The sequence below is a fragment of the Lysinibacillus louembei genome (assembly GCF_033880585.1).
GTDB lineage: Bacteria > Bacillota > Bacilli > Bacillales_A > Planococcaceae > Metasolibacillus > Metasolibacillus louembei.
This window is the reverse complement of sequence record NZ_CP137624.1, coordinates 369,995-386,262: the sequence shown is the minus strand read 5'-3', so window position 1 is coordinate 386,262 and position 16,268 is coordinate 369,995. Positions and strand designations below refer to the sequence as shown.

General features: G+C 36.2%; 11 protein-coding genes. 10 read left to right on the top strand and 1 reads right to left on the bottom strand.

Going from position 1 to position 16,268, the window contains the following annotated elements:
• Nucleotides 1–6 precede the first annotated feature (6 nt).
• The 7 genes from R6U77_RS01870 (at nt 7) to R6U77_RS01840 (ending at nt 8,273) form a co-directional block, all read left to right on the top strand.
• A complete protein-coding gene (locus R6U77_RS01870; protein ID WP_406601071.1) occupies nt 7–978 on the top strand; it encodes a glycosyltransferase family 2 protein in 972 nt (323 codons plus the stop codon).
• Nucleotides 979–984: 6 nt separating this feature from the next.
• A complete protein-coding gene (locus R6U77_RS01865; RefSeq protein ID WP_319837207.1) occupies nt 985–1,854 on the top strand; it encodes a glycosyltransferase family 2 protein in 870 nt (289 codons plus the stop codon).
• A gap of 23 nt (nt 1,855–1,877) precedes the next feature.
• Nucleotides 1,878–3,269: an undecaprenyl-phosphate glucose phosphotransferase gene (locus R6U77_RS01860; RefSeq protein WP_319837206.1), complete on the top strand. Its 1,392-nt coding sequence runs from the start codon at nt 1,878–1,880 to the stop codon at nt 3,267–3,269.
• A gap of 23 nt (nt 3,270–3,292) precedes the next feature.
• Entirely contained in the window at nt 3,293–4,171 is an 879-nt protein-coding gene (gene galU / locus R6U77_RS01855; RefSeq protein ID WP_319837205.1) for a UTP--glucose-1-phosphate uridylyltransferase GalU, read from the top strand.
• 2 nt (nt 4,172–4,173) lie between these two features.
• Nucleotides 4,174–5,142 (top strand): UDP-glucose 4-epimerase GalE, encoded by a 969-nt coding sequence (galE, locus tag R6U77_RS01850; protein ID WP_319837204.1) that lies wholly within the window; start codon nt 4,174–4,176, stop codon nt 5,140–5,142.
• A gap of 138 nt (nt 5,143–5,280) precedes the next feature.
• Entirely contained in the window at nt 5,281–6,570 is a 1,290-nt protein-coding gene (locus R6U77_RS01845) for a glucose-6-phosphate isomerase (RefSeq protein ID WP_319837203.1), read from the top strand.
• A 26-nt stretch (nt 6,571–6,596) separates the two neighbouring features.
• Nucleotides 6,597–8,273 carry a phospho-sugar mutase gene (locus tag R6U77_RS01840; RefSeq protein ID WP_406601091.1) on the top strand — a complete coding sequence of 559 codons (1,677 nt, stop codon included), beginning with the start codon at nt 6,597–6,599 and terminating at the stop codon, nt 8,271–8,273.
• Nucleotides 8,274–8,399: 126 nt separating this feature from the next.
• Here R6U77_RS01840 and R6U77_RS01835 read toward each other — a convergent pair whose 3' ends face one another.
• Complete coding sequence (locus tag R6U77_RS01835; RefSeq protein ID WP_319837201.1) at nt 8,400–9,245, bottom strand: helix-turn-helix domain-containing protein; 846 nt, start codon at nt 9,243–9,245, stop codon at nt 8,400–8,402.
• A 303-nt stretch (nt 9,246–9,548) separates the two neighbouring features.
• On the opposite strand from R6U77_RS01835, the gene R6U77_RS01830 reads away from it, so the two are divergent.
• The 3 genes from R6U77_RS01830 to R6U77_RS01820 all read left to right on the top strand — a co-directional run bounded on the left by R6U77_RS01830 (nt 9,549) and on the right by R6U77_RS01820 (nt 16,249).
• On the top strand, nt 9,549–10,460 hold the full coding sequence (locus tag R6U77_RS01830; protein WP_319837200.1) for a hypothetical protein: 912 nt from the start codon (nt 9,549–9,551) through the stop codon (nt 10,458–10,460).
• Nucleotides 10,461–10,524: 64 nt separating this feature from the next.
• Nucleotides 10,525–11,505, top strand: coding sequence for a hypothetical protein (locus tag R6U77_RS01825; protein ID WP_319837199.1), 981 nt, complete (start codon nt 10,525–10,527; stop codon nt 11,503–11,505).
• Nucleotides 11,506–11,902: 397 nt separating this feature from the next.
• Entirely contained in the window at nt 11,903–16,249 is a 4,347-nt protein-coding gene (locus R6U77_RS01820; protein WP_319837198.1) for an endonuclease, read from the top strand.
• Nucleotides 16,250–16,268 lie beyond the last annotated feature (19 nt).

The following is a 16,268-nucleotide window of genomic DNA, read 5'->3' as shown; positions in this document are numbered from 1 at the left end:
ATAGAATTGAGGGGTAATTTGACTAGTATAGTAGTACAAATCGTGACATATAACAGTGCGGCAGATATAGGTACTTGTTTAGATTCGGTTTTTGCCCAAACTTATCCGATTCAACAAATCATAGTGATAGATAATAATTCAAAAGATAATACTGAAGAAATTGTTACATTATATCCCCAGGTTTATTTTATAAAAAATAGTGTAAATAATGGCTTTGTAGGTGGACATAATCAAGCTATAAGTTATGCAAATACAGATTATGTTTTAGTATTAAATCCAGATGTTGTTTTGGAACCAACCTATGTAGAGCGTATTATGGAATGTATAATACAAAAGATGAATGTTGGTGCAGCAACAGGAAAATTGTATCGAGATATGGAGTCACGTATTATGGATAGCACAGGAATTAATATCAATAAAAATCGACGTGCAGTAGACCGTGGGGCTGGAGAGATAGACCACGGACAATATGACAAGGATATGAGTGTTTTTGGTGTGTCTGGAGCTGCAGCTATTTATAAAAGAGCAATGATTGATAGCATATCTAATGAAGGGCAATTTTTTGATGAGAGTTTTTTTGCTTATAAAGAGGATGTTGATGTTAGCTGGCGTGCTCGTTTAGCAGGGTGGGAAATTTGCTTTGTACCAGAAGCAATTGCGCAGCATGAAAGAGGCTGGAAGGATAACAACTCTAGAAAAAATATTTCTCTTAAGACAAGAAAGCATTCCTATATTAATAGACATTTTTACATTTTGAAGAATGATAAACTTTCATATTTTTTATTACATTTACCAATCATTTGTACATATGAGCTAGCTTGTTTATTATATATGGTAATAAAGGAGCCTAGACTAATTAGTGCGTATCAATTATTTTTTAAAGAATATAAAGCTTTAAAAATGAAAAGAAGGTGGATACAAACGAATAGTAAAGTACCCTCTAAACAAATATATGAGTATTTTAAAGGAATATGGTAAAATAAAATGGATTTAAGCATTGTAATTGTTAATTATAATACACCAAAGCTGACGATAGATTGTATTCGATCTATTCTTGATGCAAAGTTGAATATTCAATATGAAATTTATGTAGTTGATAATGCTTCGTCAGATGATTCTATTGAACAATTGAAAGAAGCTTTTCCACAACAAATAGCTATTATAGCTAATAAGCAAAATGTAGGATTCTCTAAGGCCAATAATCAAGCAATTAAAGCTTGTAAAGGTCGTTATGTGTTGCTACTCAATTCAGATACAATTGTTCATAGTGATACGTTAGATACGATGGTGCAGTTTATGGATGCTCATCTTGATGTAGGGGCAGCAGGATGTGAGGTAAATTTGACAGATGGTTCGTTGGATAAAGCATGTCATAGAGGGTTTCCAACACCAGATGCTTCTCTTTATTATATGACAGGCTTGTCTCGAAAATACCCTAATAGTCCAAAATTTAATAGTTATCATAAAAGCTATATGAATATGCAGGAAATACATGATATTGATTGTTTAGTAGGGGCATTTATGATTGTTCGTAGGGAAGCATTTGAACAGGTAGGGCTTTTAGATGAAGAGTTCTTTATGTACGGAGAAGATATTGACTGGTGTTACCGAATAAAGGAGGCCGGTTGGCGCATTGTATATAATCCAACTGTGTCGATTATTCATTATAAGGGAGCAAGTAGCAGAAAAAAACCCTTTAAAATTGTTTATGAATTCCATCGGGCGATGTATTTATTTCATAAAAAGCATTTTGCTAAAAGCTATAACTTTTTAGTTAATGGTGTTGTCTATATAGGGATTACATTAAAATTAGCACTTGCAACAATCACAAATCTGTTGAAGCAAGGACGATAAAATATGAAAAATAGGTGATTATAGTGATAAGAGGAAAGGAACGCTTTATTACACAGCTGTATATGACAACGGATTTCCTTTTTTTACAGTTGGCGTTTATTATGGCATGGTATTTACGATTTGTTGTGAATCAAGAAGAACAAGGATCCTATTTACCAATGTCTGATTATTTTACATGGCATATTATTTATGCTGTTTCCTTTTTAGCAATAGGGTTTTTAATTCACCTGTACATTCCAAAACGGAAGATGAAATTTGCAAAGGAAGTTTCAAAAATTATTCAAGTACAAATATATAGCATGTTTGTATTATTAAGTGTTTTATTTGTTGTGAAAACTGTTGATATTTCACGTATGTTTTTATTTCTTTACCTACTTACAGGCTTCTTTATTATTGTGACATATCGCTTTTTTGTAAAACAATTTTTGCGAGGTATGCGTAAAAAGGGCTTTAACCAACAATTTGTTTTAATATTAGGTGCTGGCTCTATTGGAAAGAGATATATTGAGAACCTCGAGAATCACCCAGAATATGGATTGCGAGCTGTTGGATTTTTAGATGATTATAAGCAAGAGAATGGAAAGCAAAAAATATTAGGGAAAATTGCAGATTTACCAACAATTTTAGAAAATAAAATTATTGATGAAGTAGTAATTGCATTACCTCTAACGGTATTTTCTAAATACGATAAGATAATTTCTATATGTGAAAAGGCTGGTGTGCGTGTAGCGATTGTGCCAGATTTTTATGATGTTTTACCAGCGACGCCTCACTTTGAGCGCTTTGGTGATTTACCAGTTATTAATGTGCGTGATATTCCATTAGATGAATACGTGAATAGAGTGTTGAAGCGTTTATTCGATATTGTGTTTTCATTATGTGCAATTATTATTACATCACCATTGTTAATAGCAATTGCAATAGGTGTAAAATTAACATCACCAGGTCCAGTTTTATTTAAACAAGAACGTGTTGGATTAAATCGTAGAACTTTTAATATGTATAAATTTAGATCCATGAAAGATATGCCAACTGTAGCTTCAGACACACAATGGACTGTTGAAAATGATCCGAGAAGAACGAAATTTGGTACATTCCTTCGCAAAACAAGCTTGGATGAGTTTCCACAATTTTTTAATGTATTAAAAGGTGACATGAGCATTGTAGGCCCAAGACCAGAGCGTCCATACTTTGTTGATCAGTTTAAAGAGGAGATCCCTAAATACATGATTAAACATCATGTACGTCCAGGAATTACAGGCTGGGCCCAAGTTTGTGGTTTGCGTGGAGATACGTCTATTGAGGATCGCATTGAACATGATATTCAGTATATTGAGAACTGGACGTTGCTATTTGATATCCGTATTATTTTTAAAACGATTGTGAATGGTTTTGTAAATAAAAATGCTTATTAAATTAGTAGAATAAGGTGAGAGGTTTGAAAAAAATCCGAAAAGCAATTATCCCAGCGGCTGGTTTAGGAACTCGTTTCTTACCTGCTACAAAGGCAATGCCAAAGGAAATGCTACCTATTGTAGATAAACCTACGATTCAATATATTGTAGAAGAAGCAATTGCTTCTGGTATTGAAGATATCATCATTGTTACAGGTAAAAATAAACGAGCGATTGAAGACCATTTTGACAATGCATGGGAGCTTGAAACAAATTTAATGGAAAAAGGTAAGCTCGATATGCTTGAAAAAGTACAAGAGTCAGCCAATGTTGAAATTCATTATATTCGTCAAAAGGAAGCACTAGGCTTAGGGCATGCGATTTGGTGTGCTCGCAAATTTATTGGAGAAGAGCCGTTTGCTGTGTTACTTGGAGATGATATTGTGAAAAGTGATGAACCTTGTTTGAAACAATTAATGGATCAATATGAAAAAACATTTTCTAGTGTAATCGGTGTTCAAGAAGTAGCATCTGAGGACGTGCATCGCTATGGAATTATTGATCCTATTAGTACCGATGACAAATTAATGCAAGTGAGAACGTTTATGGAAAAGCCTGCATTAGAGGAAGCACCATCAAATTATGCAATTATTGGTCGTTATATACTCACCCCTGAGATTTTTCGCTTTTTAAATGAAAAGAAAAAAGGGAAAAATGATGAAATTCAATTAACAGATGCAATTGAATCATTAAATGAGATACAACGAGTATTTGCCTATGCTTTCGAAGGACATCGTTATGATGTTGGAGAACAGCTAGGTTTTATTGAGACGACCATTGATTTTGCTTTGGCCCGCAAAGACTTAAGTGATGGTGTAAAAGCCTTTATTTTGCAAAAAGCAAAAGAATTGAGTGGTGAATAAGAATGATTTTAGTTGTAGGTGGAGCTGGCTATATTGGTAGCCACTTTGTAAAAGAATTAGTGAAAACACATGAGGTTGTTGTACTAGATAATTTAAGTACAGGGCATCGTTGGGCAGTTGACCAAAAAGCCATTTTTATTGAGGGCGATTTAGGAGATGTTGACACAGTACAGCGCCTATTTGATACATATGAGATTAAAGCTGTATTACATTTTGCAGCATTTAGCTTAGTTGGTGAATCTGTAGTAGATCCTATGAAATATTATGAGAATAACGTAGTGGCAACTTTTAATTTGTTGAAGTTAATGAAGGCGAATCCTGTTGATAAATTCATTTTTTCCTCAACCGCAGCAACATATGGTGTACCAGATGTGGAACTAATAGATGAGCATACAGTTACTGCACCTATTAACCCATATGGACATTCAAAGCTAATGGTAGAACAAATGATTAAAGATTTTGCTCATAGCTATGGTTTAAAATATGTTATATTACGTTATTTTAATGCGGCAGGAGCATATGAGACAGCCGAAATTGGAGAAAGTCATTCACCTGAAACTCATTTAATTCCACTTGTTTTACAGCATTTATTAGGACAGCAAGATGCGATTTCAGTTTATGGTACAGATTATCCTACACCAGATGGTACATGTATTCGTGATTATATTCATGTAACGGATTTAGTAAAAGCTCATTTACTAAGTCTTGAAAGCTTATTAAATGATAGGCTTACTTCTGCTATTTACAATTTAGGAAATAGTAGAGGCTATTCAGTAAAAGAAGTTATTGCAATGTGCGAACAAGTTACTGGGAAGCAAGCAAATATACAGTATGTTGATAGACGAGAAGGTGATCCAGCAATACTTGTTGCGAATGCTGAAAAGGTATATCGAGAGCTTGGCTGGAAAGCACGATTTGATTTGCAGGCTATTATTGAAAGTGCCTGGAGTTGGCATCAACAGCAAATTTAATTTGAAGGTATGTTCTACATAATTAGGACATACTTTTTTCCTTTTATATAAAGCAATTGTATTATAAATGGTTTTTCCAACTATTCTATGTCATAATAAGGCTATTATATTTTTTAGAAGAAACGAGGATTTTTAATTGTGAAAAAGGAAATTCTACAAACAACATTACTTAATTGTTCACTAGATGAACAGGACATATTAACATATAAAGATCAAGTAAAGCAAATTCATGAGAACCTACCTAACCATTACGCAACAGGTTGGATGGATGCTCCTTTACATGATTATGAGAAATTAGTGACATCAATTAACTATGTCGCTAGCGAAATCAAAGCATGTGCAGATGTTTTAGTCGTAATCGGTGTCGGAGGCTCCTTTTTAGGTGCACGTGCCATTCAAGAGGCACTAGCACCTTATTTCGGCTTGCCAAAAGGCGGCATTGAGGTAGTGTATGCTGGATTAAATATGAGCGGTGCCTATATCAAGGAGTTGCTTGCTTATTTAGATGGCAAACAGGTCTATGTCAATGTTATTTCAAAGTCTGGTGGCACGATGGAGCCAGCTCTAGCTTTCCGTGTGTTGCGTTTGTATATGGAAGAGCGCTACGGGGATAAAGCAGTAGAGCGTATTATTGTCACAACAGATGAAGAGAAGGGCATTTTAAAGAATATTGCAGATAAAGCGGGCTATCGTCAGTTTGTGATTCCAGATGATGTGGGTGGGCGTTATTCCGTGTTAACAGCTGTTGGTCTATTGCCTGTGGCGGTTGCTGGTATCGATATTCAGGAGCTAATGGATGGCGCACGTCATGCAGCGACTGAACTGGCACAGCCGGAATTAGCCTTTAATGATGCTTATAAGTATGCCGTGATGCGTCACATGCTGTATGAGCAAGGCTATACAAATGAGTTACTTGCCTCGTTTGAGCCAGGCTTAAGCAAATTCCATGAATGGTGGAAGCAGCTATTTGGGGAGAGTGAAGGGAAGGACCATAAAGGGCTGTATCCTTCAACGGTGACGTTCTCTACTGATTTACATGCGATTGGGCAATATATTCAAGATGGTCGTCGTATTTTATTTGAAACATTGCTCCATTTCCATGAAATTGAAGGGGATATGGCAGTACCATATGATGTGCGTGACGAGGATGGCTTAAATTATTTAACGAATCGCACCTTTAATGAAATTAATGCGATTTCGAAGCAAGGAACGGCATTAGCTCATGCAGAGGGCGATGTCCCAGTTATTCAAATTGAACTACCGAAGCTGGATGCGTACCATCTTGGGTATTTAATTTATTTCTTTATGAAGGCTTGTGCGATGAGTGCCTGCTTATTAGAGGTCAATCCATTTGACCAACCAGGGGTAGAGGCATATAAACGTAAAATGCTTGAATTATTGAAAGAAGAAAAGGCGGTAACAGAGTGAGTGTACAAGAGCGATATGAACAATGGATGCAGCAGTCCTTACCAGATCATTTAAAGGAAGAATTAACAGCGATTGCTGGAGAGGAACAAGCGATAGAGGATCGATTTTATCAAGATCTCTCATTTGGCACAGGTGGTATGCGTGGTGTGCTTGGTGTAGGCACAAATCGTATGAATCTCTATACAATTCGCCGTGTAGCAGAGGGACTGGCGCGTTATGTAGCAGCGAATGGAGAAAGTGCAAAGGCACGTGGTGTTGTGCTTGCCTATGATACGCGTCATTTCTCTTATGAATTCGCCTGTGAAACAGCACGTGTTTTAGGGGCACATGGCATTCGTGCTTATGTTTACAAAGAGGCTCGCCCAACGCCGCAGCTATCGTTTACAGTGCGAGAGTTGAATGCCTATGCAGGTGTGGTCATTACAGCGAGTCATAATCCGAAACAATATAACGGCTTTAAAGTATATGGGGAAGATGGAGCGCAGCTTGTGCCAGATGGGGCAAATGCCATTATCCAGCATATGCAGGACATCGAGGATATTTTCTCCATTGATGTAGTAGAGCTTGAGACATTGGAAGCACAAGGACTGCTTACATGGTTATTAGAGGCGCTTGATGCAGCTTATTTGCAACAATTACTAACATTGAAGGATACGCGTAAAGTTGCACTCGATATGAAGCTTGTGTATACACCGTTACATGGTGCAGGCTTAGTCCCTGTACGCGAAGGCTTACGGGCATTTGACTTTACAGATGTAACGATTGTGGAGGAGCAAGCCGTGCAGGACGGTTCATTCCCAACTGTGACTTATCCTAACCCAGAGGAGGCAGCAGCCTTTACACTGGTGATGGCCAAAGGGCAACAAGTGGGTGCCGAGCTATTGTTAGCGACAGATCCAGATGCAGATCGCTTAGGTGTGGCGGTATGGAATGGAGTGCGCTATGAGCTGTTAACAGGCAATCAACTTGGCGCATTATTGTTATATTATTTATTGGAAACCAAACAACAAAATGACACACTACCAAACAACGGTGTCATGGTCAAGACGATTGTGACAGCGGAGCTTGGAGCAAAAATTGCAGAGAGCTTTGGCGTGGTCACAGAAAATACACTGACAGGCTTTAAATATATTGCGGAGAAGATTGCGCACTATGAAGCAACAGGTGAGCACACCTATCTGTTCGGTTATGAGGAAAGCTATGGCTATTTAATCGAAACCTTTGTGCGGGACAAAGATGCGGTACAAGTCGCATTGAAAGTAGCCGAAATGGCTGCGTTCTATGCACTACAAGGGCATACCTTATTAGATCAGCTGGAGCATCTTTATGAAACATTTGGCTATTACCAAGAAGCACTTGTTTCACAAGTATTCGAAGGTAAAGATGGGCAAGCAGAAATGCAGGCGATTTTACAACGCTTACGTGACCAACTGCCAATGGAAATTGCGGGATTCGCTGTACAACGTGTAGAAGATTATTTAGCAGGACAAGCAACGTTAGCAGATGGTCAGACAGAGTCACTTACATTACCAAAGGAAAATGTCTTGAAATTTATTTTGGCTGATGGCACATGGATTGCTGTTCGTCCATCAGGCACAGAACCGAAATGTAAGTTTTATATTGGCGTTGTGGATGAGACGATGGAAGCAGCACAGCAGAAGTTGGAGGCTGTGAAGAGGGCGGTTGTGGCGTTGGTGAAATAGTGGAATATTGATTAGAAGAGACACCTCTCATTTGACTTAGGCATGTTACTAGGTCAAATGAGAGTGTTTTTTATTTTAAAATTAAATAGTATATTTTCCGATGTTGCAACTTTTATATTTTTTAAACTAATTCCCCCATCTTTCAATTTCTTGCTCAGCTCTTTTTAATAAATCAAACTCTTCGATTGCAGATAATAATAACTTCCCTTTTTCAGCTAAAGGAATCCATTCTTGATTTAATTTATTTAAACATAAGGCTTTTCTTATATAGTAAATTCCAAGCTGTTCATAGGCTTTTTCCTCTTTCAAAACATCTCTTATAGTTTCCAATTCATTTAAAGCTTCCTCAAAACGATGTTTTTCCATCAATAAAAGTGCAATATTCAAGTTAATATTAATTTGAATTTTTTGTAGTTTAAATAGACCATTATATTGAGCAATTGACTTTTCCATCAAGTCTCTTAAATTAAATATTACATCTAGCGGAAACATAAAAAGAATAGCATTTAAAAAATATAAATCAATCACATAAAATTGGTTTCGCTTAGATAGTTTTTTCCATATTTTTGACGCAAATAAGCTAGCTTGTTCAAAATCATTCGTTTTAATCAGTATTATATATGATTTACAAAGGTAATAGATATTTTGAATTGTATCATCACTATGTGAATTTAAATATAATTCTACTTTATTTAGTATTTTCTCTAAATTAGTTAAACCAATTGAAGGAATTTCAAAAAAGCTACGCACAAGCTCTTCTTTTGCCATGAATTTATAGTCATTTGTAATATAGAGTAATTCTTCTAAACTCATATCTAACTTTGACAAAATATTAATAAGCACAGAAGCTCTTATTTCTGATTTGCCTAACTCAAATTTAGAATAAGCACTTTGAGTCATTAATGATTCAATAACATATTCTTGAGAAAGTCCCTTGTTCATTCTAATTTCCTTAATATTTTTACCTAACAACTCTAACCCTCAATTCTAGTCTTTTATGACTACTTTTACATTTTTTCTAATTCTATATTATCATGAAATTTGAAAATTATATCGAAGGGGTGAAAATTTATGCTAGATGTAGTTATTGAAACTTTACATATTTGGTTTAGTGGCGTGGGTAAGTAAATAAACATCTCTATTAAATTGCTATTTATATTCTAACTAATTAGGCGTCCTTTTGCATTGGACGCTCTTTTCTTATAGTGCTATATAATTGATTAAATGCTCCTTTTATTGACATGAATATAACTTATTTTGTGAGAAGGTGATATGATGGAGTATTTACTAGTCTTATTACTCGTAATGCTTATTTGCAACTTTATTGTTCAAACATTAATTTACATAGGTAAAAATTCTGTAGGAGGTTTTCAAAAATTTAAAATCAGTCAAGATTTTAAAAGTATGCTTAAATATTTTATTTGGATGATTATATTATCTGTTTTAGTGCGTATTTATCCAACAAAGCTTGAAAAAATGTCTTCTTTTGGAGAAATCAATTACTTAATCTGGGCAATCTTAATATATTTCTTTATTACGATATCTATAATTTTTGCACTCTCTGTAGTTACAATCATATATAATTTTCTCCTAAGAATGATGTACAAACGGCCTGCAATTTATGATAAAGAATTAGCAATATGGCTTAGTAAGCCTAGCATAACCTATGATTTCTTTTTCGCTCATTTTAGTGAGTTAGCAGAAGTTAATGATATAAAAAATCTAAAAAAAGTAAAACATAAAATTCAAGAATTATGTGAAGATAATTTATTTTACTATGAGCTATTAAGAAATCATTTAAAATTCAAAATAAAAAATAATCCCTCTAATAAACTGAAGGTTCTACTTTTTCCAATTGTGACATTATCGATAACGCCATTTGTAATAAAAATTTTAAATAATAGAATTGAAAGTATTGGAAATTATTTTTCGGGAGCAAACCCTGGTAATAACGAACAGTTCAATAAAATTATGGATTTTGTAAATGCTGTTTTAAAAATAGAGAACATCCCACTGTTTGCTATGGTATTGGCAATAGTTTTAGTGATTTGGATTATTGCTAAATTCTCAATAAACTTCTTTACCATTGAAAAACGCACTTTAAAGTATTTTCTATCAATACTGGATTTAATAATTGAAGAAAAGAAGCAACAGGAATCGAGTTCTTTTGATTTGAATAAAATGTGATTTTGGGAAATTTAATTATTTTGATTTAAAAGCTAAAATTAACTCACAGGAAGGTGATTGTAACATGCAAAAAAATTTTATATTAATTATAGGCATCATAATGTTGGTTATTCTATGTACACCTATACATACATTAGCAACAAATGGTGATATAGAGTTGAATCTACAAGAGCAGATAGATCTTCTATATCTTTTAGACCAATTTTATAATAATGCTTGGAATAAATTACTTATTGTAATTACTATTCTGATTTCATTAGTAGCAGGGGTTTTACCTCTGTCAATTGAGTATTTTAGAAGGCAGAAACTTCAAGCTGCTATGAATGATTTGAAGGATGCGAAAGAACAAAATAAAGAATTAAAAAAGTATTATGAAGAGCAAATTAAATTGGTTAAAGAAAGCTATAGCAAATCTGAAAATATGAATAATGAATTAAGAAAGGAAATTAAAGAATCTATTGAAGAAGTGAAAGAAAAAAATAATGAAAATGAAAAAATAAATAGTGAATTAGGGAATAAGATGGAAAGTTTGATGGACAATGTTGAAGAGTTGAAAATAAACTATTCTAAAGCTAAACAAGATCTACTCCTTGAATATTATATACGGATGGTAGATTCTTTGTTAGAGGCATATAATAATACCTCAGATGATGCGACAAAAGAGGCTTTTCAAAGTGAAATTATTAAGTTTGAAAATTTGATAGATAAGATTAGGGCAGCAAATAAAAGGCCAGATTATGAATTACAAATAAAAATAAATAATGAAGTTATAGGAGGAAACACCGTAAGAGAATTTTATAAAAATGTAATGGAATATTTGATTGAGCAAGAAGTGAAGCTCGAAGATATTGTGCCATATAAAACAGGGAAAATCAGGTATTTGATTAGCGATAAAGCTGTGCATCAGAATGGGGCTGACTTTAATGCGCCGCTTGAAATTGGTCCATATTTTTTAGAAACGCATAAAAGCAAAAAAACTGCAAAACAAGATATCATTCAATTTTTAGAGAAATTAGGGACTGTAAAAGTAGAAGAAGTTATTTAATAGCAAGAAAAGCCCGATATTCGAGAAATTCTTTTATTGTTAAAGATAGATGAGACATAGAGTTTCGATACATATAACAATATATTAATTGTCTGTAATTTAAACGTCACATTTCTTTCGACAAAAAGAAATGTGACGTTAAGTGTTTGATTGTCATTACTCTTGATTTACTAAGTCTAAACCCTATTTCCCATGCATTCCTTCAACAACTCCCTCCAAAACTAACACCCCCCATAGGCCCTCCGAACGATTTTCCCCAAAACCCGCTCAAATTTACAATAAATTAAAAAAACTTAAGAAAGCGCTTGCTATAATGGTAAAAGTAAGACGTCTGTTTAATAGAAAACAGACATATAAAGAAAACTATGAAAGTATTAAATTGAAAAGGGGACCTTTTATGAAAAAAGGAAAATGGCGTACTTCATTTAATGTGTTAGCGGCGTCGGCGCTTGTTGTGAGTGCAGTAGCACCTGCTATGCCAATGGCAGTACATGCGGAGACTGGACAAGCACTGTCTGTAGGGGAGGCAATTGCCAATAATAGTGGTATTGCTACAGTTCGCGGTTATATCGTTGGCTATGTCAAGTCAGCGACGAGCGTTGTGACAACGGGTGTAGAGGATACGAATATTGCGATTGCGGATAATCCGAATGAGACGGATGTTTCGAAAATGCTATTCGTGCAGTTAACTTCTAGCTATCGTTCTGAATTTGGCTTGAAATCGAATCCAGCTGCGCTAGGGAAGCAGATTGATGTTACAGGTAATCTAGAAGCCTACTTTACAAAGGCGGGGTTAAAGTCACCGAGTGCAATTCAATTTACAGGTGACGTGACAGAGCCGGAGTTACCAACAGAGCCAGAAGCAATGACAATGGCAGAGGCTCGTGCAGCTGCGCCAGGAACTGAAGTGACAATTAAAGGTACAGTTACGGCTAAGCTGAAAAATACGTTAGCTGTACAGGATGCAACAGGCGGTATTGCTGTTCGACCTACTTCGCTAAATGTGGCTGAAGGGGATGTTGTCACATTAAAAGGCACACTTGCAGATTATCGCGGCTTATTGCAGCTAGATAAAGCAGCAGTTGTAACAAAGGAAAGTGGACAAGCTGCTCAGCCAAAAGTCATTGCAGGTGCAGAGGTTGATGAGCGTAATGAATCGCAATTAGTAAAAATTCAAAACGTGATATTAACAAAAGACAGTGAAGGTACTGGCTGGGCAAATTATAAAGCAACTGACACAGAGGGCAATACATTTATCGTGCGCGATGAAAAGGGCGATTTAGGCTTAACTGAAAATCCGTATGCGTCAATTGCAGGGATTGTACAGCAATTTGATAATGACTATCAAATTATTCCACGTTCAAGTGCGGATGTTGTCATTGATTCTTCGTTAGTGTTGCCACCAGTTGCTACACCGGCGGGAGGCACATTTATTGGCGGTACGACGGTGACTTTAACTTCGACGACAGCGAATGCGGAAATTTTATATACTTTGGATGGTGTAGACCCTAAAGTTGGCGGCGCAACATATGCAGAGCCGATTCAAATTAACCAAAATACAACGTTAAAAGCAGTTGTCAAAACAGCAGATCAAGTGTACAGCGATGTTATCACAATGGATTATACAATTGTTGATGCACTGCGTATTCACGATATTCAAGGTGCGAGCCATACGTCGACTTACAACAATAAAGTTGTAGAAGGTGTGGAAGGCATCGTGACATCAAGCTATGAGGTGACTGGTTCAACATATTACACAATTCAAACACCTGATGAGCTGATGGACAATGACCCTCACACATCAGAAGGCATTTTATTGTACTCAGGTCGCAATAAATGGCCAATCGAAGTTGGGGACTTAGTTTCGGTAACAGGGAAAGTGTCTGAATATGCAATCGAAGGCTATGCAGATCGCCAAACGACGGATTTATTAACGACACAAATTAATGTGCGGGACGACCAAGGTGGCAAAGTAACGGTATTGCAGAAAAATGTTAAACTACCAACACCAGTTGTAATTGATGCAAGCAATTTGCCATCGAATGCGATTGATAGTGATAATTTAACAGTATTTAACCCAGAAACAGATGCAATTGATTTCTGGGAAAGCCTAGAAGGTATGCGTGTACAAGTATCGAATGTCAAAGCAGTTGGCCCACAGGCAAATGGTGATTTAGTAACAGTGTTAGAGGGGAAAGCGACGAACACGAAGCATGGCGGTATTCTTTTAGAGAAGGATAATCAAAATGCAGATCGCATCCAATTCCGTTTAGAGCCAAATGGGGCAGCGCGTGAATTTGAAGTGTCGACAGGTGATAAATTTGTAGGCGATATCGTTGGCGTTGTTGGCTACTCTTATCAAAACTATAAAATTTATGCGAATCTTGCAGCAATGCAAAATGCTCATGTAAAGAGTTCAGTAACACCAGAGCAAACGCATATTGTAAAAGATGACAAGAAGCTAACAATTGGTTCATATAACTTAGAAAACTTCTCTAATAATACGAAGGAAACGTCTGCAGATAAGGCAGCAAAGCTAGCACGCGCATTTGTTAAAGATTTACAAAGCCCTGATATCGTTGGGGTAACGGAAGTGCAAGATAATAATGGTGCAAGCGCAGGAGATGCTGCAGCAAATGAAAGCTATGAGCGTTTAATTAATGAAATTGTTAAAGCTGGTGGCGTGAAGTATGCATATGCCAATATTGACCCTATCAACAATGAAGATGGAGGCGCACCAAATGCGAATATTCGTGTAGGTTTCTTATACAATCCAGCGCGCGTAACATTAGCTGATTTACCAGCAGGTGATGCAACGACAGCAGTTGGCTATGAAAATGGTAGTTTAACATTAAATCCAGGGCGTATTGACCCACAAAATGAAGCATTTAAGAGCAGTCGTAAGCCATTAGTGGCACAATTTGATTTTAATGGTGAGCAAGTTATCGTTGTTGTTAATCATTGGAATTCGAAAAATGGGGATACACCAGTATTCGGTTCTAAGCAGCCCCCTTATTATGGTAGCGAAGTACAGCGCAAAAAAATCGCAACAATTGTAGAAGGCTTTATTCATGATGTGAAAACGAAAAATCCTGATGCTAATATTGTAGCTGTTGGTGATTTTAATGACTTCCAATTTTCAGAGGCGATGAGTATTTTAGAAAGCCGTCATATGACAAATATGATCAATAAGCTACCTGAGAACGACCGTTACACATATGTGTTCCAAGGAAATTCTCAAGTGCTTGATCATATTTTAGTATCGAATAATTTAGCAGCAAAAACAGAGGTTGATGCAATTCATATTAATGCAGACTTCACAGATATGGCAGGACGCGCAAGTGACCATGACCCAGTTTTAGTGCAAGTAGATATTAAGCCTACAGCTGTAGAGCCTGAGCAGCCAGGCAAAGATAAAGATACGAAGCCAAATGCACCAATTAAGCATTTTACGTATCATAATGTGAACGATAAAAAGTTAAAAATTAATGGTCCAAATGTAGCAGTGAAAGTAACTGGTACGACATTTATTAAAGAGGGTATCGAGTTTAAAGGTGCTTACGGTGAATTCACAGGTGACGCGTTAAAAAATAATGTTGTACGTTTTGCATCCGTTCATAAAAATGCGGTTATCGACTTCGAAGGTGCGGAAGTGAAGCAACTAATTATCGAGGGCACGAAAGCATCTGAAGTACGTGGTGCTGATAACATTCAAGAAATCGTTTATAAAAACGGTGCAAAAGAAAGCAATATTAAGTTTTCTTATGTAGGCAAGAAAAATACAGCACCTATCGTAGCAAAGCCTTTTGATAATGTAACAGTGACAGCTGGCGAAGCTGTAACAATTGATGTAACAAAGCATTTTACAGATGCAGAAAATGATGCATTAACATTTACATCAACTTTAGGTGAAATCAAAAATGGCATACTAACGCTTCAATTAGCGGAAGGTACGCATCTTGTAGCTGTAACAGCAAATGATGGCAAGCTGACAACAACTGCACGCTTTACGGCTATTGTTGAAAGTAAGCCAGAGCAAAATGACTATTATGCTGCTGCTTATGGCAAGGAGGGAGCTGCTTTAAAAGCAGCTCTACACACAATTATTTCAGATCATAAAAAGCTAACATACGACCAAGTATGGGATGCATTAAAGCAAACAGATGAAGATCCAAACAACCCAAACAATGTAATTTTGTTATATTCAGGCGAATCGCGCGCTAAAAGCTTAAATGGTGGAAATGTTGGGAACTGGAATCGTGAGCATGTGTGGGCAAAATCACATGGTAATTTTGGCACGTCTGTAGGGCCGGGAACAGATATTCATCATTTACGTGCAACGGATGTGCAAGTGAACAGCTCGCGTGGCAATTTAGATTTCGATAATGGTGGAAGCGGTGTGAAAGGCTGTGATGGCTGTTTTAAAACGAGCACATCATTTGAGCCACCAAATCGCGTCAAAGGCGACGTAGCCCGTATGCTATTTTACATGGCAACTCGCTATGAGCAAGGCGATCGTGTTGACCTTGAGCTAAATGAAAAATTGAACAATGGCACAGCTCCATATCATGGTAAGCTGTCTGTATTATTGCAATGGCATTTACAAGATCCAGTAGATGAAATCGAGCGTGCACGCAACGAAAAAATCTATGAAATTCAAGGCAACCGCAACCCATTCATTGACAACCCACAATGGGTACAATTGATTTGGCAAACAGAAAAAGCATTACCAAAAGCATCATAATCATATAAATAAACAGCCT

Coding starts and splice junctions, on each gene's coding strand:
- galE (WP_319837204.1), top strand. CDS start 4,174: ATGATTTTAGTTGTAGGTGGAGCTGGCTATATTGGTAGCCACTTTGTA.
- R6U77_RS01820 (WP_319837198.1), top strand. CDS start 11,903: ATGAAAAAAGGAAAATGGCGTACTTCATTTAATGTGTTAGCGGCGTCG.
- R6U77_RS01825 (WP_319837199.1), top strand. CDS start 10,525: ATGCAAAAAAATTTTATATTAATTATAGGCATCATAATGTTGGTTATT.
- R6U77_RS01830 (WP_319837200.1), top strand. CDS start 9,549: ATGGAGTATTTACTAGTCTTATTACTCGTAATGCTTATTTGCAACTTT.
- R6U77_RS01865 (WP_319837207.1), top strand. CDS start 985: ATGGATTTAAGCATTGTAATTGTTAATTATAATACACCAAAGCTGACG.
- R6U77_RS01840 (WP_406601091.1), top strand. CDS start 6,597: ATGCAGCAGTCCTTACCAGATCATTTAAAGGAAGAATTAACAGCGATT.